Genomic DNA, 22,295 nt, shown 5'->3' with positions numbered 1-22,295 from the left:
TTTCATACTTTTGACGGATAGACACTTGTTATTCAGACAAAAATATTAGTTTTGTATGATAAAATTTCGTATAATGATAATAAGAGGTGATTATATGCAATGCAAACATATTAAAGTATTTGGTATAGTACAAGGCGTTGGTTTTCGCTATTATACTGAGAAGATAGCAAAAAAATATAATGTTGTAGGTACTGTTCAAAATATATCTGATTATGTAGAGATTTATGCTCAAGGAGATGAATCATCACTAACATCATTTATTAATGCTATCACTGAGGGTGCTTCACCTGCTTCTCAAGTTGAAGATTATGAAATTGAAGAGATAGAAACGAATGAATCATGGGAAAATTTTAGTACAATATAAAGGAAGATGAAGTTTGAGATATAATATTTCGCGAATTTATGGGACCATTATTGCTTTTCCAATAGCTGTTATCGCGTGGATTTCTAGTGTATTTGCATTAGAGTTAAATTTTATTTTTGATTTTCTTATTTCTGCAGTAGCGTTTATAGCATTCTACTTCCCTACTCAGCGTTTAACTTCTAGAAAATATTTAAATGAGATTGGTTTAACACGAAGAGATTATCATTTTGTAAATAGTCAATTAAATAATGCACAAGACAAGATAAGAAGAATTTTAAAAACTTTTGTTAACGTAAGATCAATCAAAGATTTTAGACAAGTAAACGAAATATATAGAATATCTCGAGCAATATACTATGCAGTAAAGCAACAACCCAGAATGTTTTTTAAAGTAGAAAGTTTTTTCTACTCTCATATTGATAATGCATTAAATCTCATTGAATCTTATACGAGATTAGCAAAATCACCAAAAAAATCAGAAGAAGAAAAGCAAAAGTTAGCACAAACTCGCATCACTTTAGATGAAGTTAAACGAACTTTAGTAGCAGATTTAAAGAGAATTAATGAAGAAGATTATAGCCAATTAGATATAGAAATGGAATTAAATAAAATTGAACAAAAAAGACAAAAGTAACTTATATAAAGAAGTGGAGTGAAATTAAATGGTAAGAGAACAAGACTTTTTAAATTCGCACCCATTGGATAAATATATTGATGAACAATCAGCAAATGAATCAGAAATTATTAACAGCACAAAACAATATACTAAAGAAGATGAACAGAAGATTGATGAATTATCTAAACAAATAAAACCAATGGATAATGATAGCTTATTAAATTATGGTACTTCTGCACAATCTGATATGTCTCAATTTTCACATCGTATTCTTAATGAGGTGAAAACGACAGATGTTGGTCCTGTTGGGGAATCTTTAAATGGATTGATGAGCAAACTTAAATCTGTAAACCCAGATGAGTTAAACCCAGAAAATCAATCAAAATTAAAACGTATTTTTAGAAGAACAAAAGCTTCAGTTAATGAAATTTTTTCAAAAATGCAATCTGTAGGATCTCAAATTGATCGCATTTCAATTGAACTAGATAAACATAAAAATAATTTAAATAAAGATATTGGAATGCTAGATGAATTGTATCATTTAAATAAAACGTATTTTGATGAATTAACACTGTATATAGAAGCAGCTAAAAGAAAGCAACAAGTGATACAACAAGAAGATATGCCGAAATTAAATGCTCAAGCTGAATCCACAGGTAATCAAATGGATGTACAAGCTGTATCAGATATGGAACAATTTATAGATAGATTAGATAAACGCATTTATGATTTACAACTATCCAGACAAATTGCTATACAAACTGCGCCACAAATTAGAATGATTCAAAATGTGAATCATGCATTAGCAGAAAAAATTCAAAGTTCAATTTTAACGAGCATTCCTTTATGGAAAAACCAAATGTCTATTGCACTGACTTTAATGAGACAACGTAATGCAGTTTCTGCACAGAAAGCAGTAACAGATACTACAAATAATTTGTTACTCAAGAATTCAGAACTTTTAAAGCAAAATGCTGTTGCTACAGCTACTGAAAATGAACGTGGCGTTGTCGATATTGAAACCTTAAAAACAACACAGCAAGATATCATAGACACGATTGAACAGACCCTCCAAATCCAAGAACAGGGTCGAAATAAACGTAAACAAGCAGAAACTGAATTAAACCAATTAGAAACAGAAATGAAAAATCAATTATTAGGTATGAAACAGCAAAAATAAAATGGATACAAAAATAATTTATAAGATATTAAGCCCGCAAATGAATGTTTTTAATGATTCATTTACGGGTCTCTTTTTTCATTGTATATTTTGTCTTGGTTGTTATATCATGAGCTTGTTACTGTCCATCAGTTACGTACTCCTTTCACCTAGAACAAGTAATCTTAATATACAAAAACGTCAATTTCTATTGAAATTGACGTTTTTTCGTAAATGAGGGATGTTTATACCCTACGAGTTATTTGATTTTATTATTCTTTTTCATAAACGATAGTTTTCTGTTTCTTAAATAACGGTGCTACAATATAACCAATAATTGTAGTGATCACTGCTATTGGGAACCATTCTAATGAATAATCTTTCAGTGGTAAGTTATCAATAAGACTTAACTTGAACCAACCTTGTGTGTGAATCACACTAAGGATTGAAATAATAGAAACTACTGCTACAGGAATTTGCTGTGCAATTGGTTTTGTTGGAATAAAACGTGCTAGTAATATTAAAAGTACCGAAGTAATCGCTACTGGATATACAATACTTAAAACAGGAACTGACATTGTAATCACTGAGTTTAATCCTTGATTTGCTAAAATAAAACTCACTAACGTGAAGATGATAACGTAAGTTTTATATGAAATTCTTGGGAATATTCTATTAAAATACTCTGAAACAGATACGATCAATCCACAAGCAGTTGTTAAACAAGCAAGAGCTACGATGATACCTAACAAGTACTTTCCAAAAGCACCAAATCCAGCGCTTGCCATTGTCGTTAGTAAATATGTACCAATATTTTGATAGTTAGCAATTAAACTGGCAACTTTCTCTTGCGGGACAGCCATATGGTTACCAATAAATCCTAAGGAAATATAAATAAACATAAGTGCCACTGCAGCAATAATTCCAGCTAATAGTGTTTGTCTGAAAATTTTGTTGGCGTGCGTGATGCCAGTTGCTTTTACCGCGTTAACCACAATCATTGAAAAAGCAATGGCAGCAATCGCATCCATTGTCAAATAACCATTCGTAAATCCTTGTGAAAAACCTGCAAAATTAGAAGTAAAAGCTTCAGCTGCCTGACTATGTGTATTACCACCATAATCAACAAACCCTTTGATAATCATCGCTAAAATAGTAATTAATAATAATGGTGTTAACAATGACCCAATGCGATCTACCATTTTATTTGGATTAATGCATAAATATAAAACTACTAAAAAGTAAATGATTGTAAATATAAACAATGCTAAGCTACTATTTGTATGGGCAATTGGTGTAATTGTCATTTCAAATGACGTAGATGCAGTACGTGGTATTGCAAAAAGAGGTCCAATTGTTAAATATATGACAATTAAGAATATCACAGAAAATTTTGGTGAAATTTTATTTAAAGAACCAATATAACCTTGTTTATCTAAAGCACCAACGATTACCCCTAATAAGGGCAATCCTATACCAGTTAAAGCAAATGCTAATATGGAAGGCCAAAAGAATTGGCCGCTATCTAAACCTAAATTTGGTGGAAATATAAGATTGCCGGCTCCGAAAAACATAGCAAACAGCGTGAATCCTATAATCCATGTATTTTTATTCATAAATCGTTCTCCTTCTTGCCTATAAAATAATATTTACTATTCTATCACGATTTATAAGAATGCGTCTATATAAATTTCTGAATATTTCAATTTATGTGTGATTTTATAAATAAATTACGTACTAAAAAGATTTTAATAATAATTTTTTAAGTAATGGTGCAAGATGGCTTGGTAGATTTTCTACACCTTCTACGAAAATTGCATAGTTGCCATAAATGTTATGAATTGTTTCTTCAATATCTTCTGTAATTGGGTCTTGACTTAAAAATACATTAAAAACTTCAATACCCAATTTACGAGCTGTTTCCACAGCTTCATAAGTATCAAGAATACCATCTTGACTATAATTATAAGCTGATGGCTCACCGTCAGAAAACACAATTAGAAAACGTTGATTATGCGCTCTACGCATTAAGCGTTCGCTGCCAATTCTTATCGCAACACCGTCTCTATTATCATCTTGTGGTTGTAATGCCATGATTCTAGGTCCTTCTCGTTTTATAGTTGATTGATCATAAGCAATAATTTCATCAATAATATTAGGTTGTTTTGTATCATCAGCATCAAAGGCATCTTCATTAAATGCTAGTATCTCATGTTTTACGTTTAAAGATTTTAACGTTTCATGAAATAAAACGACACCTTTAATTGTTTCAGACATTTTATCTTGCATACTTGCTGAAGCATCAACTAATAAAGTAAAGGTTGCATCAAATGATTGACTTAAATCTTGTTTTTTATAAAATAATTTATATTGATCATCAATAAACCAATTTAATAGATTTTTTTGTAATCGTCCTTTTGTTAGATTTCGACGCTCATCTTGGTATTCTCTATCTATTGTTTTTTTGATAATTTGTATCAAGTCTTTTGTTTCAAATTGGACTTCTTTTTCAACATCATGATATTCATTATGATATTCAGGTAGTATTTCAGGTATGTTCCATTTAACGTCTACGTTTGCGTTTATCCCTTTTAATGCAAAAGCAGAATGATTGCCTACTGACCCACCTTCTTCACTTTCTACTTGATTCGTAGATCCTTTACCTTTTTTAGTTTGCATATCTGTCATATCATCACCGCTGTCGCCTTCTCTAGCAGTGTCATTATCACCAACAACCTCACTATTTTCACCTTCATGTAGTTCCATTTCTAAATATGCTCCACCTTGTGAAGCACTATCTTGATGATTAGATTCTATATCTTCACTAACACTTTCTTCATCATGGTCATTGTTTGAAGATTTATCAGTATTACTTGCATCCGTTCGTTTTATATCTTCAAATTTGAGTTCGTGAATGGCTTCATATACTTTTTTAGGTAAATGATAATATTCATTTAACATATCTTCATTTAAGATATCATCAATTTGGAACATAATCCGTTCAGCTAAGTACATATTATCCTCGGACGAATCATTATAGAAAAAATTAGGCAAATATTGATACATATTTGTCAGAATATCATCAATTTGTGGACCAATTTGGGGTATGTCGTAAAAGTTTTCACTTAAAAACGACGATTCCAAATATAAAAAGAGTAAATCTGTAAACGTCTTTTTGGTTTTATATACATTGATTTGTGTACTAGTATAACTTAATCTAATTTCATTGCGCATGTGAATGGCATCTTTAGTAGACGGCCGTTGTTTAACTATTTCGTTTAATACTCTTTTATCTTCTAATAATTTAAAAAGTTGTTGGAAAAATTTTGGATGTTTAAACGTATTATTATGAATAACTTCGTTGACAACTGTTTCATCCATCAATTTGTAGCCGTAAGCAGCAAGCATGACATCAGTCTTGAGCCCCGTTGTTTCAATGTCATTTCTTCTATGCGACCAAAAAGCACTCGTTATTAACATATTATTGATTGGATCGTAATATGGGAATTTTTGAATTTTAACTTGTGTTTGTTCATTTTTTAGTAATAATCGAGCCAAATCTTGCAACATCATTACTTGCTTTGCATCTAGCTGTTCGTCATTAAATAATATAAAACGATCGCTCATAAATATCCCTCACTAAAAGTTTAATTCTACTGCATTTAATATGGCTTGTTGTTCACGTTCGTCTTCTAGTTTATCGATAATTGTACGTTTAATGGCACGCTCTATAGGCATCACGGTAGCCAAATCACTTAAATCAATTAAAGCACGTATACTCGCTGCTTCTTCAGAAATTTGGCCTTGTTTGGTCATTGTTCGTAAATCTTCATTAAAATTAATGATTTTTTGTATTGTTTTATCATCTGATAATTGGCTTTGATTTTTAATTACATCACTTAAAATATCGCCATCAATATAATCTACTTGAATAACGACAAACCGGTTTTTAAGTGCTTCGTTCATTGGCAATGTACCAATATATCCTTCGTTTATTGCAGCGATTACATTAAATCCAGGGGCAGCATTGATAATTTCACCAGTGAACGGATTTGTTAATTTTCTACGGTAATCTAATACGCCATTTAAAATGGGTAAAGTTTCTGGTTTTGCCATGTTGATTTCGTCGATATAAAGTATATGGCCTTCTTTCATTGCTTTGATAACTGGTCCATCAATAAATACAATCTCTTGTGTGCCATTTTCATTTGTCTGTATCGTTTTAAAACCTAATAAACTTTCAGCGTCTAAATCTACTGAACAATTGACCTGGTGCATTGGACGATCTATTGTTTCGCTCAAAGTCTCAGCTAGCTTTGTTTTTCCAGAGCCCGTTGGTCCTTTTAATAAAATATTTTTATTCAATGCCATCATTGATGTCGCATCATCAAACACAGTTTCATCTTTGTTAATATATTGCGAATTCGTCATTGTTCCTTGCTCCTTTAAAAATAAAATAATTTATAAAATTCATATCATTAAAAATAGACTGGGGCTTGGATAATGTTTGAAATTATATAGCCCTAGTCTTATTAATTTAAGTTATATTTAATATTACACGTTTTCTATTTCACATGTTTCATATTGTAAATTATACCTCTTTAAAATAGGTTTTAAAGTAGCCACCGACAAGTCCAGAGTTGTCGATGATTTGATAATATTCTTCAGTTTCATTTATTACATCATATTGTTGTCCTACAGTTAACATGTCAGACACTGTGAATTTTTGTGCATCTGTATGTGTAACTTCTACTTTTTTAATGGGTGTATGATCTTTCCAAGTTTCATGTAGCATAGCTAAAAATCCTCTCTTTTTTATTATGAAGTTTCTAAGGTTAAAATGAATGTAATACCACTTTTTTCAGTGATTCTTAGTGATCTTTCGCCTTCTTGATCTAATGTTTGATAAGGGATTCCAATGGATTCAAGTTCTTCAATAGTCTTTTGGAATTGTGATTTAGATTCTATTCCAAATTCAATTTGTTCTAATATACCATGTTCCGGCATTAAAATTTCTTCGTCTGATGCGTGAACATGCAGCTCGCCGCCTAAACCACCATCACCAATACGAAAAACTTGTATTTTAAAATTAGCATGGTCGTTAGGAGTATATTCTGCAAAATGTTCTAGGCCAAACACCCTAGTTAAAATAGATTGTGTAAGTACTATATCGTTAACTTTTAAGATAACAGGACCTAGGCCTTGAATTTGATGCAGCGGGTTAACATTACTTTCGAAGGTTGGTATACCGAGTGGTGTACCAGAATTATGTTCATTGGAATAAATATTAAATGTCTGCCCATTTTGATCTTGGAAATTGAAATATTTATGACCGTTTAAATCAGTAGGCGCACCGAAAGCAATTTGATGCTGTTCTAAAATTGATTGATATTCTTCAAGTCCTTCATCACTTGGAACTCTTAAACCGATATTTTCAATATGGTTGTTATTGTTAATATAGTTTGGTACTTCTACAAAATGTATACGTGTACCTGAATTTAATTCAGCATCACCAAAACGTAAAGCTTGTCCTTTATCTGCCACATTTAATCCAAGTATGCTGGAGAATAACTCTTTGGTTTTACTTAAATCATTTGTCCCTGTAGTTACACTTCTAAGACCATTCATTATATTAACCCCTCTATTCATATTCTTTCAATACATTATAACTTATTTTACATGTTATTTGTATGATGAAGTATCTGATTGTGATTGTATTTACAAAATTGTAAATTTTAAACATTGGAGGATTAGCAGAAATGTATTAATATAGGTATATAATAGGAATAATTATTTTATATGTATGAAAAATTTTATTTTAGTTATTTAAGGAGGTTATATATATGTTTGGTACATGGATTTTATTTGGTGTCACAGTACTGATTGCAGTTTATTCAGGTATTACTTTCTTTTCCAATATAAATAATAAAGCAAAACAGCAAAAAGCAAGCAAAGAAAGTATTAAGAAAAATAATATTTATGGCATTGTTTTTCTAGTGTTTTTAATTTTAGCGATTATTGAGCTTTTTGTATTTATTGCTTAAAATAACGCGCTTTAAATTAGCCAAAGATTTTAATATTATTGGTGAAATAATATAAATGTCAATTTCTATTGAAAAATTATAGAAATTGACATTTTGTTAATTTTAATGCAAATAAGATAAAGACCACTTCCCATTTAAAGTTGTTTATGCAAAAATAAGATATTTTTGCTTCTATGTTTAATCTATTTTTTGATAAATCATTTGCACTACACCACTTTTATAAACATGTGTATTACATAATGAGATGTTGACGCGATTTTGATTGTGTTCAAAAAGAGGTTTTCCAGATCCTAAAATGACTGGGTGGATTGAAAGTCTATATTCGTCAATAAGGTTAAGATTTATAAAAGTTGTGATAATATTTGAGCCGCCATAGAGCCAAATGTCTTTGTTGCTATGTTTTTTGATTTTCAAAACCTTGCTACTGATATCATCACCGTTAATAAACTTTGTATGCGCTTTATCATTATAATTTTGGTTAGTAAACACAAATTTCTGCTTGCTATGAATTTGGTCCCACATCATTTTATCTCCAAATTGATCATCCTTTAAATTTGGCATAAATTCTCCCCATAAATCATAACTTTTCCTACCATATATAATAGTATCAATTTGTTCTAGAAAATGATTAAAGTTCATTTCTTCGTCCATGATGCACCAATCAACTTCTCCATTCGGCCCTTCTATATATCCATCCAATGTAATCGCTAAATCTAAAATAATTTTATTTGTGGTCATCATGATTACTCCTTATTTTGGTTATTATCATTATAGTTTATAAAATTACTATTTACAATAAAGCTAAGAATAATAAAAATGGACAGAAATCGATATAAAAAGGATTTCTGACCAGTTCATTAATTAACTTGAATGAGTTTACTTTTAATCGCTATGATTATGTTCCACAATAAATTAAAATACCAAAATTTCATTTGTTTGCTAAATACTCGTAAAATGAATTGTCTCATTTGTTTGTGAAGATTTTTGTATTGCATCTATGATTGCTATTGATGGTAATGCATCTTTAACATGTATATAGTTTTTAGTGTGATTATAAATGGAATCGTAGAATTGATTTATGAGTGTCCCATGACTTGGTCCATAATATGATTTTGTACCTGGCAATTTTTTATCTTCAATAATATGAATTTTGTATCCTTCTTTATTAACACGTGTAAGTATATTATCTTTAATTGTGAATTTTTCATTTTCAAAAATGACTTGAAGTTCGATACTTGAATTGCCAAAATTAGCGTTAGTGGCAAAAAACATTCCATTCGCCCCATTTTTAAATTTAATATGTGCAGAAGCGGTATCTTCGACTTCAATATGATAATCTAACAATTGTGATACATTGCCTTTAATTGTATCAACAGGGCCACAAAGTAATTGCATTAAATCCAAGGTGTGTATGGCTTGGTTGATTAATACACCACCTCCAGCAGTATCTAATTTTCCACGCCATGGTTTATCAGTATAATATGATTCAGGTCTGAACCAAGTAACGATACCTTTTATACCAATGATTTCACCAAACTTTTTGCTTTGTACTATCTGTTTTAAAGTTTGAAATGTTTCATTAAATCTATTTTGAAAGCAAACACATATTTTAGTATCTGGATATTTTTGCTCTAATTGTATTAATTTTAATCCTTCTTTAGTATTAATTGATAAAGGTTTTTCTTGCAAAACATGTATACCTCTTTCTACACAGGCAGTTGTCGCAGATACATGTAAATGATGAGGCAAACAAATATGTACACAATCTAGATCCACTTCTTTTAACATATTTTCAAAATTTGTAAAAAATTGAGCATTGGGTACTTTAGTTTGCATGGCGTTATCAATATCACATGCAGCTACTAATGCTACATTGGAATTTGCCTCTATCGTATTGAGATGTATTGCTGAAATATCACCTAGTCCTATAATTCCAATTTTCAACATATTACCAGCTCCGATTTTAAACATTTTTAATGTGCTTCGTTTTGAATTTGTTGCTTTAATGCATCTTTAAATTCTGAGGGATTTACTGGAACTGTTACTTCTTTACCTGTCCAACTAGATAAATAGATTGCATTTACTAAATTCACGCCATTTATGCCGTCATTTCCAGGCGCAATTAAAGGTGTCCCGTCAATGATATTAGCGGCAAAATTTTCTAATACATTTATATGTTGCTCACCCCATACACTTTCAAATTCAAATGTTTGCTGATCATAAATATTTTCTAATCCGTTGCCTTTAAAGATTTTAGCTGCTTCTTCCCAAGACATATTTCGATTCATTTGTGTTTCTGATTCTTTTAGACGTGTCAATGTGATTGTCTTACTATCTTCAACTAATATTTTGCCATTATCACCTGTGATTTCTAAACGATCAGTACCGATAATATCGTGGGTACATGTAATGAATACACCTGTCGCACCATTGCCATAATCTAGAATGGTTGTTACATCATCATCAACCGCTAAATCACGCTGATAGCCATATTTAATATTTGAAAACACAGATTTTGGCATCCCACATAGCCACTGTAATAGATCTATTTGGTGTGGCGCTTGGTTTACTAAAACACCGCCGCCTTCTTCTGACCATGTAGCTCTCCATGAACTTTGATCATAGTATGCTTGAGGACGCCACCAAGTCGTGATGATCCAATTCGTACGACGAATATTTCCAATTACACCGTCATCAATAAGAGATTTTACTTTTTGATAAAGTGGATTTGTGCGTTGATTAAAGAATATCGCAAATGTTAAATGTGGTTTGGATGCTGCTAATTCACTTATTTCTTTCACTTTTTCAGCATAAATATCAGCCGGCTTTTCAAGTAAAGCGTGAATATCCCGTTTTAAGGCTTCTTTACCTATATCAGTATGCAGATAATGAGGAACGGTTGTAACAATTGCATCAACATCCCCACTTTCTAGCATAGCGATATAGTCATTATAAAATGGTACATTAGGATAATGATTTTTTACTTCATTTTTCTTTTCAGTATTGATGTCGCAAATCGCTCCAATTTCAATTTGTGGAATTTTACCAGCTTTAATAAATTCAGCATACGTACTACCTTGAGCGCCCAAACCAATAATGCCTAAACGAATTTTTTTCATTGTGTATTCTCCTTATTGTTTATATTCGATAATATTTTCAAAAGTGCTTCATATTGCATTTTATATCCTTCTGCACCATCTTTTGCAGCAGAATTTTGAATTGTTTCAGTTGAATGTTCTAATTCTAAGTCTTTAATAGCATCAAAAACGACAAGATGAGGTTCAAGTGTTAAGAATCCTTGATAACCTGATTCAAAAAATTGTACTAAGATACTTTCAATCTGACCATCACCTGTACCACATAGCACATTAACATTATCTTTGTATACTGCATCTTTAATATGGATATACGCTATGTCATCTGAAAGTAAGTCGTAACAGTCCTGTGTATCTTCTCCACATTGGACAAAGTTCGCAAAATCAAATATCGCCTTGAAATTTGGAGAGTTTACTTCATCAAGAATAAGTTTACATCGACGAGCAATATCACCAAAAATATCTTTTTCATTTTCATGTAACAGTACAATATTGTATTGCTCAGCTATTTTTGCAAATTCCTTTAATTTTGAAATCACTACATTTTTATAATCATCAAAATTGTCTTTTTTAGGAATATAAAAACTAAATATTCTAATATACTGACAATTGAGCAATTGACTTATTTCACATAATGATTTGAGCATTACTAATTGTCTTTCAAACGCTGCTTCATCATCTATATAAATTTTGCCAATTGGTGAACCTATAGATGATACTCCGATATTCCATTGCTTTAAGCGAGGAATTACATCTTTCTTAATCATTTCTACTGAGTAATCACCAATATTTTTATCATCGATTCCACGTAAGGAAATATAGCTCATGCCTAGCTCATTTACCGTTTTTAACTGTGTTTGAAAATCTGAAGCGATTTCATCAGAAAATCCAGAGATCTCAATATTTTTAAACATCGTATCTACATCCTTATCATTTTGATAGCGCTTACTTAATTAAATGTAAATAAGCACAGAATATTTATTTTAGAGTAAACATTAAAACCAAGATTTATAACCCAGATCATATAAGTGGTCCCGGCTAATTGTTAAACAATTATATGGATCTTCGCCGTATAGCTCGTCTTGTTCAACGAAGAAATATTCACTGCCACTTTCACGTCCAATTTCAATAATATCCTTAAGCGGTAAAGTGCCTTTTCCTAATTCAGCAAATTGAGTAATCATATGTAACATATAATATAATTTTTCATGTCCTTCGCCAGGGTATTGTGACATATCTATTTCACCTACTCGATAGTCTTTTAAATGTATAGCACGAATACGATTTGCATATTTTGGAATGACATCTATTGGATTAAGTCCTGCTCTCCAAATCCAATGGATATCTAGTTCGAAACCTAAATGATTTGTATGATCTCTCATTAAATCAAGCATAAATTGTCCATTGTATTGAACAAATTCTAAATTATGGGCATGATAGTATAAATCAATGCCTTCTTCTTTAAGTCTTTTGGCATAAGTTTCACAAATTTCAGCAAATTGTAAGGTGCTTTCTTTGGACCCCATATAGTTAATTGGTAACATCCCTATTCTCAAGATAGAACAGTTCACAGCTTTACAATCAGCTACAATTTTATCGAAATCATCTTCTAATGTATCTCCAGGATATTTTTGTTTGGCAGATATATGCTCTACACCACAGGACATTGCTGCAATATTCATTCCAAAATCATTAATCGCTTGTTGCATTGCTTCAATATTCTGTGGGTTCATGTCGATTTGAGAAATTTCGACCGCATTATAACCTAAATCACTGACTTTCTTCAGTACGTTATATAATCCTTCTTCTTGTACTTTTTGTTTGAGCATCATCATTTGAACGCCAATTTGAGTTGATGTCATATTCATTCTTCCTTTCAAAAATATTTATATTTTAGTGTTATAATATAATTATAATTTGAGGGAAAAATAACAACATTGTAAATCATGGAAAAAAGTATGTTTTTTGAGCAGGAGGGATATTTTCATGAAAGATAGAGAAACATTTACCCAACAATTTGATACAATTTCATTACCCTTTGATGGTCAATACGCCGCATGGCATAAAATAAGTGACGGTCATTTTGGAAATGAATTACATTATCATGATCATTATGAAATATTTTTTTCATTATCTGGAAATTTGCTTTATACCATAGAAGGACAATCTTTTAATTTAGAGGTTGGCTCAATGCTCATTATTCCACCATACGAATTCCATCGTTTGGATGAACAAAAGGATGGTCACGCAGAGCGTATCGGCTTACGATTTGATGCTGAAATAATAAATGAACTTTCTGTAGAAAATTGTGATCTAAGCGTGTGTTTTGATAAATATTCATCTAAATTTAAATATCTATTGCAGTTATCGGAATATCAAAAAAGAGAATTATATTATTTGTTACAAGGTTTAATTAATGAACAAGATAATCAAGCTTTTGGTAAAGATTTAGCTGCTAAATCTTTACTGACACAGTTTTTAATCATACTTAATAGAGTAGCAATAGAAAATGAAGGTATCGTTGATTATAGTGATGACCCATCTAGTCACTTAGTTAGACAGGTATTAGACTATATGGAATTACATTACAGTCAGGAAATATCATTAGAGCAACTTGAAAATAAATTTTTTGTAAGTCGACATAAAATCACGCAACAATTTACAAAACTAGTTGGCTATCCACCATATCGTTATTTATTAAATCTGCGTTTGCAAAATGCTCAAAGGTTATTAAAAAATGGAGAAAATCCACAACAAGTAGCAACTCATTGTGGTTTTAGTGATTATTCGAATTTTTACAGAAGATTTAAAACCTCATATGGTTGTAGTCCGCGCGAATTTTCACAACAATATGATAATCATTAAATAACAATCATTTCATAACTAGTGTATTAAAATATTTATAGCAACATAAACTAATAGACCAGCCATGACAAAATTAAATATACGTTCATGTGTTGATATAAATGATTTAAATAAAGAACCTAAAACACCCCAACTCAAAGTACCTAAAAAACCGATAATAGCCAGTAAGATAATAAAGGGTAATTGTTTTTGCCAATCCGTAGAAAAAGGTGTGATAAAAGTAGAAATTACTGTTAAAGCATAAATAATTCCTTTAGGATTAATGAATTGTAGCATTACACCAGATTTTAAACCACTGAGCTTGTGACTAAAAGTTTGCTTTGTCCCATAAATAGAACTCATAGAAATCTTTAAAGCTAAATAAAGTAAATATATAAATGCAAATATTTTCATCAAAAATTCAATTTTAGGAAAAGCGGCATGCAAAGTTGTATTAAATATACTGGATATTAGTAACAACAAAAGAAAACCAAATCCAACACCAATTGAAAATCGCAAGCTGCTTTTAAAATTTAAATTTTGTGAAAAAAACAAAGCCATTATATTATTAGGACCGGGTGTAAAGCTTGCAACAACAGCATATATAAGCATAGATATTATTAACATTTTAATCTCCCCCACGTATCAAAACATTATAACGTCCAAATTTACGTTATAATGTTTGGTCTTTAAAGTATATGGTTTATACGTTATATTGTAAATAGAGGTGCTTAAATTGATGAGAGAAATTAACGACATTATAGCTGAAAATTTAAAATTATATAGAAAACAAAGTGGTTATTCATTGGAACAATTATCTGATGTCACAGGTGTAAGTAAAACAATGTTGGGACAAATAGAACGTAAGATATCCATTCCATCTATCACAACATTATGGAAGATAGCAAATGGTTTAAAAGTATCATTCACAGAATTAACACAAGAAAATAGCAATATTATACAGAAAGTTAGTTTGAATGAAATACAACCCTTAATTTCAGAAGATAATAAATATAAAGCATATCCTCTATTTAAGTTTGATATTGAAAAGAAGTTTGAAAGCTATATGGTTGTTATTGGAGTTGAAGGGCAAATGGACGGGTCGCCCCATGGATCAAATACAATGGAATATATCACAGTCTATGAAGGTACCTTAACACTTATATTAGATGGAGAAACCTTTGTTATTCATAAAAATGAAGCTATTAAATTCAATGGAAATATATTTCACCAATATTTAAACCAACATGATGAACCTGTGTACTTACATATGACTATTCATTATTAATATGTAATAATATCAATAGATTGAAATGAATATTTTTACAGCTTTTCATGTTTGATGATAAGGATATGCTTAATTAGATAAATTCAGGGAGGACAATATTTTGGTCAATCCTCAAATGAAAGATTTAAAACCACTTGAAATAATATTATTAATAATAGCTACAATGTTATTTGTTTTTCATATTTTCATAAGTTTTAATATCATTCATGTATCTGTTCTACTATCCATCTTAAGTCTAACTCTATCTATTTTCATTTTAAGTTATGTATTTTTTAAGCAAAATTTTAAAGTTACAGGCTACATCTGCTTAGCTTGTGCTTTATTATTAGTAATAATATCTTTCATATAATACAAAAGCACTTAAATAATTTAGGTGCTTTTTATTTTATATTCAAATAATCACAATGACTTTCAATAGTAAAATAATGCTAGAGCGGGCATTTGAATGTTATTAAAAATGAAATAAGCACATAAAAATACAACGACGCTGAACGCCGTTGTATTAAGGTTAGTAAACTATTTTGTGTTGTGGATTAAGATTCTAATAGTAAATCTTCTGGATTTTCAATTAATTCTTTAATAGTTTTTAAGAAACCTACTGCTTCTTTACCATCGATGATTCTATGATCATAACTTAATGCAATGTACATCATCGGACGGTTTTCAATTGTGTCTGCGTCGATAGCAATCGGACGTGTAATAATAGAATGCATACCTAGAATCGCAGCTTGGCTACCATTAATAATTGGTGTAGACATCATTGAACCAAAGATACCACCATTGGTAATAGTAAATGAGCCATTTACCATATCATCTAAACCTAATTTTTTATCACGCGCTTTGATAGCTAAATTAGCTATTTCATCTTCAATTTCGGCAAAGTTTTTCTTATCACAATCTCTTACAAATGGTACGAGTAATCCGTCATCTGTAGATACGGCAACCCCGATGTCATAGTATTGTTTCGTAATCATGTCTTCACCATCAATTTCAGCGTTTACTTCAGGGTACTTTTTCAATGCTGCTACTGATGCTTTTGTAAAGAATGACATGAAACCTAGTTTTGTACCATCATGATCTTTAATGAATTGTTCTTTTTTACGTTTACGTAAGTTCATCACATTTGTCATATCAACTTCATTAAATGTTGTTAGCATTGCTGTATTATTAGATACTTCTAATAACTTTTTGGAAGCTGTTTTCTTACGACGAGACATTTTTTCTCTGATAACTGGTTTTGTTGGGTTTTGTGGAGCTGCTTGTTTTTTAGGTTCTTCTTTTGATGATGATTGTGCAGCTTGTTCATTCTTATTATTTTGTGATTGATCAACATGTTCTTTTCTAACAACATCATTTGATTGCGTTGCTACTTCGGATAAGTCAATGCCTTTTTCACGTGCATATTTACGTGCAGATGGTGTCGCATTAACACGTTGTCCTTTATTTTGTGAATCGTCAGCAGTACTTTCATTATCATTTTGAGCTTCTGATTTTGGTTGCTCTGATTTTTCGTTACTATCAGCTGCTTGTGATTCAGAATTATCTTGTTTAGGTGCTTCTGAATTATTATTGCCACTTCCTTCGCCTACAACAGCGATAGATTGGCCAACTTCTACCGTATCACCTTCATTTGCAAGTAATTCTTGCAATACACCAGCTTCTTCAGAAACTACTTCGACGTTTACTTTATCTGTTTCTAATTCAAGGATAGCTTCACCTTTATCTACACTATCACCGACTTGTTTTAACCATTCTGCAATGGTACCTTCTGTAATGGATTCTGCTAATTCTGGAACTTTTACCTCTGGCATGCTTAACTTCCCCCTAGTTAAATTTTGTGCTTTGTTCGATTATCATATTTTGAACAAGTTTGTGTATTTCTCCATCACCTTCAGCAGGAGCTGAACGTTGAATACGGCCATGATAGCTTAAATCGTATTTATCTGTAGTTAATTCTTTCAGATATGGATAAACAAATGACCAAGCGCCTTGGTTCTTAGGTTCTTCTTGTACCCAAGCTACATTTTCTAAATGAGGTAATTCATTTAGTAATGTTTCAATTTCTTCAGCTGGGAATGGATATAATCTTTCCACGGCAACTAGTAAAATTGAATTATTTGGATTTTTTGCTAAATATTCTTTTAAATCAATAAACATTTTACCTGACGCTAGAATTACTTTTTTAACAGCTTCTTTATCATGTTCTTCTGGTAAAATTGGTTCGAATTTTCCAGATGTAAATTTATCAATTGGGTCAGCAACTGTTTTATTACGTAAGAGACTCTTAGGAGACATTACTACTAGTGGTCTCATTGATTGTGTACCTAAGCTAGCAGCTTGAGCTCTCAGTAAATGGAAGTAGTTACTTGAGCTTGATAAGTTTACTACTGTACTGTTATTTTCCCCAGCTAATTGTAAGAATCTTTCTAAACGTGCAGATGAATGTTCAGGCCCTTGACCTTCAAATGAATGAGGTAAGAATAGTGTTAAACCTGAACGTTCACCCCATTTAGCTCTAGCACTAAATAAGAAGTTATCGAATATCATTTGAGCCATATTAGAAAAGTCTCCATATTGGGCTTCCCAAATTGTCATACAATCTTTATTTTGCACATTATAACCATATTCAAAACCAACAACCGCTGCTTCTGATAGTGGCGAGTTACGCACTTCAAAAGTTGCTTTTTGTCCTGGAACATTGTGAAGTGGGATATATTCTTCACCTGAATCAGGGTCATGGAGTACGGCGTGACGGTGACTGAATGTACCACGTTCACTATCTTGTCCAGTTAAGCGAATAGGCGTACCTTTTTGAGTGATTGTTGCGAATGCTAATTGTTCTGCTTGAGCCCAATCAACTAATCCATCTTCGCTCTCAAAAGGCTCTCTTCTTTTCTCTAAGACTTTATTTAATTTTTTAAGAACATTAAAGTTAGATGGATATGATAGCATTGCATCATTAATTTCTTTAAGTTGTTCATAACTTACATTCACATCGACACTTTGGAGTGGTTCGGCAAGACTATCTGGTTTTTGCATATCTGGATTATCCATCTTGTCGTTTTTATCTATTTCATCATGAGCGGCACGGAGTTCTTTTTGAACTTCATCAAAGATTTGATTCATTTGATCTTCAGAAATAATATTATCTTGAACTAATTGATGACCATAAAGTACATCAACAGGGTCATGTTTTCGAATATTATGGTATGGTAACGGATTGGTAATGGATGGTTCATCCATCTCATTGTGCCCATATCTACGATAACCAACCAAATCAATGACAACATCTTTATGGAATTCTTTTCTAAACGCCATAGCAATTTCAATTGCTTCAATAGTTGCTTCAACATTATCTGCATTAACATGCATGATAGGTACATCGTAGCCTTTTGCAACATCAGATGAATACGTTGTAGAACGACCATCTTCTGGCTCAGTTGTAAAGCCAATTCTATTATTAGTGATAATATGGAGTGTACCACCTGTTGAATAGCCGTCTAAATTTTCTAAATTCATAGCTTCGAAGTTAATACCTTGTCCTGGGTAAGCAGCATCACCATGAATCAATATCGGCATAGATTTATGGAAATCAGTATGAACTTTTCCAGGTTTGTCGGTATCATCTTGATTTGCACGTGTTTTACCTAATACAACCGGCGCAACGATTTCAAGATGACTTGGATTATTCGCAAGGGAAATGCGCTGCTCACTGCCATAAGAATTTGTAGTTTTTACACCACCGAGATGGTATTTTACATCTCCTGACCAACCTGAAGTTAATTCTAAACTACCATCTTTTGGTAGGAATTTCATTGGATCAGTGTGCATGAATTCAGAAATCATCATTTGATATGGTTTTTCTAACACATGTGTAAGTACATTTAATCTACCACGGTGGGCCATACCTATTTGTATATTTTGAATGCCTTCGTCACTAGCAAGTCTTAATGTTTGTTGTAACATTGGCACTAGTGTGTCTACACCTTCTATTGAGAAACGTTTTGCGCCCACAAAGTTTTTGTGTAAATATTTTTCGAAGCCTTCTACATGTGCTAAGTTTTTAAATAATTCAATCTTTTGATTATCGTTTAATGTTGCTTTGTATGGTGTTTCTATTCTACGTTTTAACCATACACGTTCCCTATTGTTATTGATATGTGTATATTCAAATGCAATAGGTCCTTTATAACGTTTTTCCATACGAACAATAGCTTCATAAGCATTATCGTAAATATCTTTAAAGTGTTCAGATACAATACCTGCTGAAATTGACTCTAGTGTTTCTTTATCCAAATTAAAATCTTCAATATTTAATTTTGGAACATTTTCTCTTTCAGGTTTGTTAACTGGATAAATATCTGCCAATAAATGCCCATATTGACGTATGTTATCTATGAGACGCATAACACGTTTAATCGTGCTATCAGCTTTAGTCGTATTTTGTTGACCATCAGCTGTATTTGTTGTGATGTTTGCTTCACCGTTTTTGATTGTACTAAATAGGACTTGTAAATCTTCAGGGACTGAAGCTGGATCATTCAAATATAAATCATATAGATCTAAAATGTATCCAAGATTTGCCCCGAAATTTACAGGTGCCTGGGTAACCTGACTTTCGTTGCTCATATTACACCCTCCACAAAATAGTTAAAACGCTTACAAATCAATAATAGCATTAAATAAATGCAAATTAAAGTATCAATAACTAGTTATATGAAAAAAGCAGAACCTGATTGTATTTGGCTCTGCTAATTGTATTTTCATTTTATAGCGTAACATATTTTTACTTGAATGAGTAACCTATTAAAAATCAAAATGTGATTTTAAATGTCGTGTATTTTCCTACTTCACTTTCTACATGAATTGTTCCATGATTTAATTCAATGATTTTTTTAGCTATCGATAAACCTAAACCATTGCCGCCTAACTTTCTGGAACGGGATTTATCAACTCTATAGAATCTGTCAAAAATAAAATCTATATCCTCTTTTGGAATACCTACACCATGGTCAGTGATTTCAATTGATATTTGTTTGTTCCTTAGATTTGTTTGAATTTGAATATATTTATTAACTTGATCATATTTCATGGCGTTATCAATGAAGATAATTAGTACTTGTTCAAATTGATAACGGTCTATTTTTATATTAAGCGGTTTTTGATAAGGTACAAATTCAAAAACATAATCTTGATGAAGTTGTTTTAGTGATTTAATTCTGGATGTAATCTCTTGATTAATTTCTACACTTTCGGTTTCATTTTCTTTACTATTGTTGTTATCTTTTGTTAACAATAATAATTCTTCAACTAATTTTGTAATTCTAGTCATTTCTTCTAAGGATATGTCGAGTGACTCTTCAAGAATTGCTGCATCTTTTTTGCCCCACCGCTGTATCAAATTTAAGTGACCCTGAATAATTTGTAATGGAGTTCGTAGCTCATGTGAAGCATCTTCAACAAATTGACGCTGTTGGTTAAACGATTCTTCTAATTGGAACATCATTTCATTAAAAGTGACAATTAAATTATCTGTTTCTTCATAATTAGTAACTAAGTCCACTTTTTCTTGGAAACCATCACGACGAATTTGCTGCATTTTATTAGACATTAAGATTAATGGTTTTGTAATTTGTGCAGAGAAGAAATAACTTACCATTGCAGTTATAAAAGTAGCAATCACTCCAAATATGAGTGCAATAAAATACAATGAATTGACGAGTGCATTATAATTCTCTAAAGAATGAATGATTACGCTATATCCTTTAAAATGGTGCGTATTAATCCGGTTTGTAATAATTAAATAATCGTTGTTATGGTATTTTTTTATTAAAGCCGTATCAATTTCTTTAGGTTTGAAATTAGGTGAATAAACGATATCGTTGTCATTTGAAGTCTCTATTTGTTTTTCACCATTTTTATTATAAAGAATCACTTTTTGAAAATTACCTAACGAAGCATTTAAGTCTAATGGTGTAATATCGTTTAATTGTTTAGATTCGAAAAGTTGAATGATATCCGATGAACTTCTTTCAGCTTCGCTTAGTTCGTTGTGACGTAATGCGTTACTTAGAAAGAATATGATAATTAAACTAAATATAAATATGGTTGAAAATGTAATCGTTGTTGTGATAATCATCCACTTGGTTTTTAATTTACGCTGTTTCATTTTCTAACCACATATCCCACGCCACGTACAGTTTCTATGATTTTATCTTTATTATATGGTTTAAGCTTATTTCTTAAATAGCGGATGTATACATCAACAACGTTAGTTTCAACTTCTGAATCATAACCCCACACATCTGCGATAATTTGTTCTCGCTGTAATACATGATTACGATTTTCAGCTAATAAGGTCAATAAATCATATTCTGTTTTCGTCAAATCTAAAGAATTACCATCTACAGTTACTTTAAAGCCATCTCTATCTATAATAATGCCTTGCATGTCGATGATGTTCTTTTGTGGCTGTCTACGTAACATTGCTCTTATTCTTGCTAATAATTCTTCAATATCAAAGGGTTTTACTATATAATCATCTGCCCCATAATCTAATCCAGCTACTTTATCGTAAGTGTCACTTTTTGCTGTGATAATAATTATAGGAGTGGATTTATTTTGTCTGACTTGTCTACAAATTTCTAAACCATTAATATTAGGTAGCATCAAATCTAACAAAATCAAATCGTAATCATCTGTTAAAGCTTTTTCTAACCCAGGTTTGCCATCATATTCAATATCTACTGCATAGTTTTCGTGCTCTAATTCTAACTCGATGAAACGTGCAAGATTTTGTTCATCTTCAACAATTAAAATTTTTGTCATTGCTTACACCTCAAAATATATAATATATGAAATAACAGTTTATAGAAAGTAACAGGG

At 31.3% G+C, this 22,295-nt stretch carries 21 protein-coding genes; 6 read left to right on the top strand and 15 right to left on the bottom strand.

Annotation, left to right across the window (positions count from 1 at the left end; translation table 11 throughout):
- Window positions 1–94: 94 nt before the first annotated feature.
- From JG554_RS07170 to JG554_RS07160, 3 genes are read left to right on the top strand one after another with little or no spacing between them, the layout of a single operon-like run.
- A complete protein-coding gene (locus tag JG554_RS07170; protein ID WP_046208290.1) occupies window positions 95–364 on the top strand; it encodes an acylphosphatase in 270 nt (89 codons plus the stop codon).
- A gap of 13 nt (window positions 365–377) precedes the next feature.
- Window positions 378–998, top strand: coding sequence for a 5-bromo-4-chloroindolyl phosphate hydrolysis family protein (locus JG554_RS07165; protein ID WP_046208289.1), 621 nt, complete (start codon window positions 378–380; stop codon window positions 996–998).
- Window positions 999–1,026: 28 nt separating this feature from the next.
- Window positions 1,027–2,160 carry a toxic anion resistance protein gene (locus tag JG554_RS07160; protein ID WP_107360321.1) on the top strand — a complete coding sequence of 378 codons (1,134 nt, stop codon included), beginning with the start codon at window positions 1,027–1,029 and terminating at the stop codon, window positions 2,158–2,160.
- Window positions 2,161–2,411: 251 nt separating this feature from the next.
- Here JG554_RS07160 and brnQ3 read toward each other — a convergent pair whose 3' ends face one another.
- From brnQ3 to JG554_RS07135, 5 genes are all read right to left on the bottom strand, one after another.
- Window positions 2,412–3,755, bottom strand: a complete 1,344-nt coding sequence (gene brnQ3, locus JG554_RS07155; protein WP_203265213.1) for a branched-chain amino acid-like transporter carrier protein BrnQ3 — start codon at window positions 3,753–3,755, stop codon at window positions 2,412–2,414.
- A 121-nt stretch (window positions 3,756–3,876) separates the two neighbouring features.
- Window positions 3,877–5,766, bottom strand: a complete 1,890-nt coding sequence (locus tag JG554_RS07150) for a vWA domain-containing protein (protein WP_107360322.1) — start codon at window positions 5,764–5,766, stop codon at window positions 3,877–3,879.
- Between the two features lie 12 nt (window positions 5,767–5,778).
- A complete protein-coding gene (locus tag JG554_RS07145; RefSeq protein WP_046208285.1) occupies window positions 5,779–6,570 on the bottom strand; it encodes an ATP-binding protein in 792 nt (263 codons plus the stop codon).
- Window positions 6,571–6,730: 160 nt separating this feature from the next.
- Complete coding sequence (locus JG554_RS07140) at window positions 6,731–6,934, bottom strand: DUF6501 family protein (RefSeq protein ID WP_019468793.1); 204 nt, start codon at window positions 6,932–6,934, stop codon at window positions 6,731–6,733.
- Between the two features lie 23 nt (window positions 6,935–6,957).
- Complete coding sequence (locus JG554_RS07135; protein WP_046208284.1) at window positions 6,958–7,767, bottom strand: VOC family protein; 810 nt, start codon at window positions 7,765–7,767, stop codon at window positions 6,958–6,960.
- A gap of 215 nt (window positions 7,768–7,982) precedes the next feature.
- On the opposite strand from JG554_RS07135, the gene JG554_RS07130 reads away from it, so the two are divergent.
- On the top strand, window positions 7,983–8,183 hold the full coding sequence (locus JG554_RS07130) for a hypothetical protein (RefSeq protein ID WP_046208283.1): 201 nt from the start codon (window positions 7,983–7,985) through the stop codon (window positions 8,181–8,183).
- A 177-nt stretch (window positions 8,184–8,360) separates the two neighbouring features.
- Here JG554_RS07130 and JG554_RS07125 read toward each other — a convergent pair whose 3' ends face one another.
- The 5 genes from JG554_RS07125 to JG554_RS07105 form a co-directional block, all read right to left on the bottom strand.
- The gene (locus JG554_RS07125) at window positions 8,361–8,924 is read right to left on the bottom strand and encodes a dihydrofolate reductase family protein (RefSeq protein WP_046208282.1); all 564 of its coding nucleotides are present in this window, start codon (window positions 8,922–8,924) and stop codon (window positions 8,361–8,363) included.
- A gap of 198 nt (window positions 8,925–9,122) precedes the next feature.
- Window positions 9,123–10,130, bottom strand: coding sequence for a Gfo/Idh/MocA family protein (locus JG554_RS07120; protein ID WP_064208963.1), 1,008 nt, complete (start codon window positions 10,128–10,130; stop codon window positions 9,123–9,125).
- A gap of 26 nt (window positions 10,131–10,156) precedes the next feature.
- Window positions 10,157–11,302, bottom strand: coding sequence for a Gfo/Idh/MocA family protein (locus tag JG554_RS07115; RefSeq protein ID WP_046208281.1), 1,146 nt, complete (start codon window positions 11,300–11,302; stop codon window positions 10,157–10,159).
- Window positions 11,299–12,192: a sugar phosphate isomerase/epimerase family protein gene (locus JG554_RS07110; protein WP_046208280.1), complete on the bottom strand. Its 894-nt coding sequence runs from the start codon at window positions 12,190–12,192 to the stop codon at window positions 11,299–11,301. Before JG554_RS07110 ends, JG554_RS07115 begins: the two co-directional genes overlap by 4 nt.
- An 81-nt stretch (window positions 12,193–12,273) precedes the next feature.
- Window positions 12,274–13,140, bottom strand: coding sequence for a sugar phosphate isomerase/epimerase family protein (locus JG554_RS07105; RefSeq protein WP_064208962.1), 867 nt, complete (start codon window positions 13,138–13,140; stop codon window positions 12,274–12,276).
- Between the two features lie 124 nt (window positions 13,141–13,264).
- Here JG554_RS07105 and JG554_RS07100 point away from each other — a divergent pair, with 124 nt between their 5' ends.
- On the top strand, window positions 13,265–14,143 hold the full coding sequence (locus JG554_RS07100; protein ID WP_046208278.1) for an AraC family transcriptional regulator: 879 nt from the start codon (window positions 13,265–13,267) through the stop codon (window positions 14,141–14,143).
- Window positions 14,144–14,161: 18 nt separating this feature from the next.
- Here the strand turns inward: JG554_RS07100 and JG554_RS07095 are convergent, their stop codons facing one another.
- Window positions 14,162–14,749: a LysE family translocator gene (locus JG554_RS07095; RefSeq protein ID WP_064208961.1), complete on the bottom strand. Its 588-nt coding sequence runs from the start codon at window positions 14,747–14,749 to the stop codon at window positions 14,162–14,164.
- Between the two features lie 112 nt (window positions 14,750–14,861).
- Between JG554_RS07095 and JG554_RS07090 the strand changes: the two genes are divergently transcribed.
- Complete coding sequence (locus tag JG554_RS07090) at window positions 14,862–15,410, top strand: helix-turn-helix domain-containing protein (RefSeq protein WP_064208960.1); 549 nt, start codon at window positions 14,862–14,864, stop codon at window positions 15,408–15,410.
- A gap of 533 nt (window positions 15,411–15,943) precedes the next feature.
- Here the strand turns inward: JG554_RS07090 and sucB are convergent.
- From sucB to JG554_RS07070, 4 genes are all read right to left on the bottom strand, one after another.
- Window positions 15,944–17,221, bottom strand: coding sequence for a dihydrolipoyllysine-residue succinyltransferase (gene sucB, locus JG554_RS07085; protein ID WP_046208274.1), 1,278 nt, complete (start codon window positions 17,219–17,221; stop codon window positions 15,944–15,946).
- A 13-nt stretch (window positions 17,222–17,234) separates the two neighbouring features.
- Entirely contained in the window at window positions 17,235–20,039 is a 2,805-nt protein-coding gene (locus tag JG554_RS07080) for a 2-oxoglutarate dehydrogenase E1 component (RefSeq protein WP_107360333.1), read from the bottom strand.
- Between the two features lie 184 nt (window positions 20,040–20,223).
- Window positions 20,224–21,579, bottom strand: a complete 1,356-nt coding sequence (locus JG554_RS07075) for a HAMP domain-containing sensor histidine kinase (protein WP_046208272.1) — start codon at window positions 21,577–21,579, stop codon at window positions 20,224–20,226.
- Entirely contained in the window at window positions 21,576–22,238 is a 663-nt protein-coding gene (locus tag JG554_RS07070; RefSeq protein WP_064208959.1) for a response regulator transcription factor, read from the bottom strand. The genes JG554_RS07075 and JG554_RS07070 overlap by 4 nt, the downstream gene beginning before the upstream one ends.
- Between the last annotated feature and the right edge of the window lie 57 nt (window positions 22,239–22,295).

The sequence above is a fragment of the Staphylococcus sp. 11-B-312 genome (assembly GCF_016743055.1).
GTDB classification, from domain to species: Bacteria; Bacillota; Bacilli; order Staphylococcales; family Staphylococcaceae; genus Staphylococcus; species Staphylococcus ureilyticus.
The sequence above is the reverse complement of the archived record's forward strand: the minus strand, read 5'-3'. Positions and strand labels throughout refer to the sequence as shown.

Excerpts from the sequence above, each read along its gene's own strand:
- JG554_RS07095 (WP_064208961.1), bottom strand. The coding sequence starts at position 14,749 with ATGTTAATAATATCTATGCTTATATATGCTGTTGTTGCAAGCTTTACA.
- JG554_RS07080 (WP_107360333.1), bottom strand. The coding sequence starts at position 20,039 with ATGAGCAACGAAAGTCAGGTTACCCAGGCACCTGTAAATTTCGGGGCA.
- JG554_RS07150 (WP_107360322.1), bottom strand. The coding sequence starts at position 5,766 with ATGAGCGATCGTTTTATATTATTTAATGACGAACAGCTAGATGCAAAG.
- JG554_RS07140 (WP_019468793.1), bottom strand. The coding sequence starts at position 6,934 with ATGCTACATGAAACTTGGAAAGATCATACACCCATTAAAAAAGTAGAA.
- JG554_RS07070 (WP_064208959.1), bottom strand. The coding sequence starts at position 22,238 with ATGACAAAAATTTTAATTGTTGAAGATGAACAAAATCTTGCACGTTTC.
- JG554_RS07160 (WP_107360321.1), top strand. The coding sequence starts at position 1,027 with ATGGTAAGAGAACAAGACTTTTTAAATTCGCACCCATTGGATAAATAT.
- sucB (WP_046208274.1), bottom strand. The coding sequence starts at position 17,221 with ATGCCAGAGGTAAAAGTTCCAGAATTAGCAGAATCCATTACAGAAGGT.
- JG554_RS07075 (WP_046208272.1), bottom strand. The coding sequence starts at position 21,579 with ATGAAACAGCGTAAATTAAAAACCAAGTGGATGATTATCACAACAACG.
- JG554_RS07125 (WP_046208282.1), bottom strand. The coding sequence starts at position 8,924 with ATGATGACCACAAATAAAATTATTTTAGATTTAGCGATTACATTGGAT.
- JG554_RS07120 (WP_064208963.1), bottom strand. The coding sequence starts at position 10,130 with ATGTTGAAAATTGGAATTATAGGACTAGGTGATATTTCAGCAATACAT.
- JG554_RS07135 (WP_046208284.1), bottom strand. The coding sequence starts at position 7,767 with ATGAATGGTCTTAGAAGTGTAACTACAGGGACAAATGATTTAAGTAAA.
- JG554_RS07100 (WP_046208278.1), top strand. The coding sequence starts at position 13,265 with ATGAAAGATAGAGAAACATTTACCCAACAATTTGATACAATTTCATTA.
- JG554_RS07145 (WP_046208285.1), bottom strand. The coding sequence starts at position 6,570 with ATGACGAATTCGCAATATATTAACAAAGATGAAACTGTGTTTGATGAT.
- JG554_RS07170 (WP_046208290.1), top strand. The coding sequence starts at position 95 with ATGCAATGCAAACATATTAAAGTATTTGGTATAGTACAAGGCGTTGGT.
- JG554_RS07090 (WP_064208960.1), top strand. The coding sequence starts at position 14,862 with ATGAGAGAAATTAACGACATTATAGCTGAAAATTTAAAATTATATAGA.
- JG554_RS07130 (WP_046208283.1), top strand. The coding sequence starts at position 7,983 with ATGTTTGGTACATGGATTTTATTTGGTGTCACAGTACTGATTGCAGTT.
- JG554_RS07110 (WP_046208280.1), bottom strand. The coding sequence starts at position 12,192 with ATGTTTAAAAATATTGAGATCTCTGGATTTTCTGATGAAATCGCTTCA.
- JG554_RS07115 (WP_046208281.1), bottom strand. The coding sequence starts at position 11,302 with ATGAAAAAAATTCGTTTAGGCATTATTGGTTTGGGCGCTCAAGGTAGT.
- brnQ3 (WP_203265213.1), bottom strand. The coding sequence starts at position 3,755 with ATGAATAAAAATACATGGATTATAGGATTCACGCTGTTTGCTATGTTT.
- JG554_RS07105 (WP_064208962.1), bottom strand. The coding sequence starts at position 13,140 with ATGACATCAACTCAAATTGGCGTTCAAATGATGATGCTCAAACAAAAA.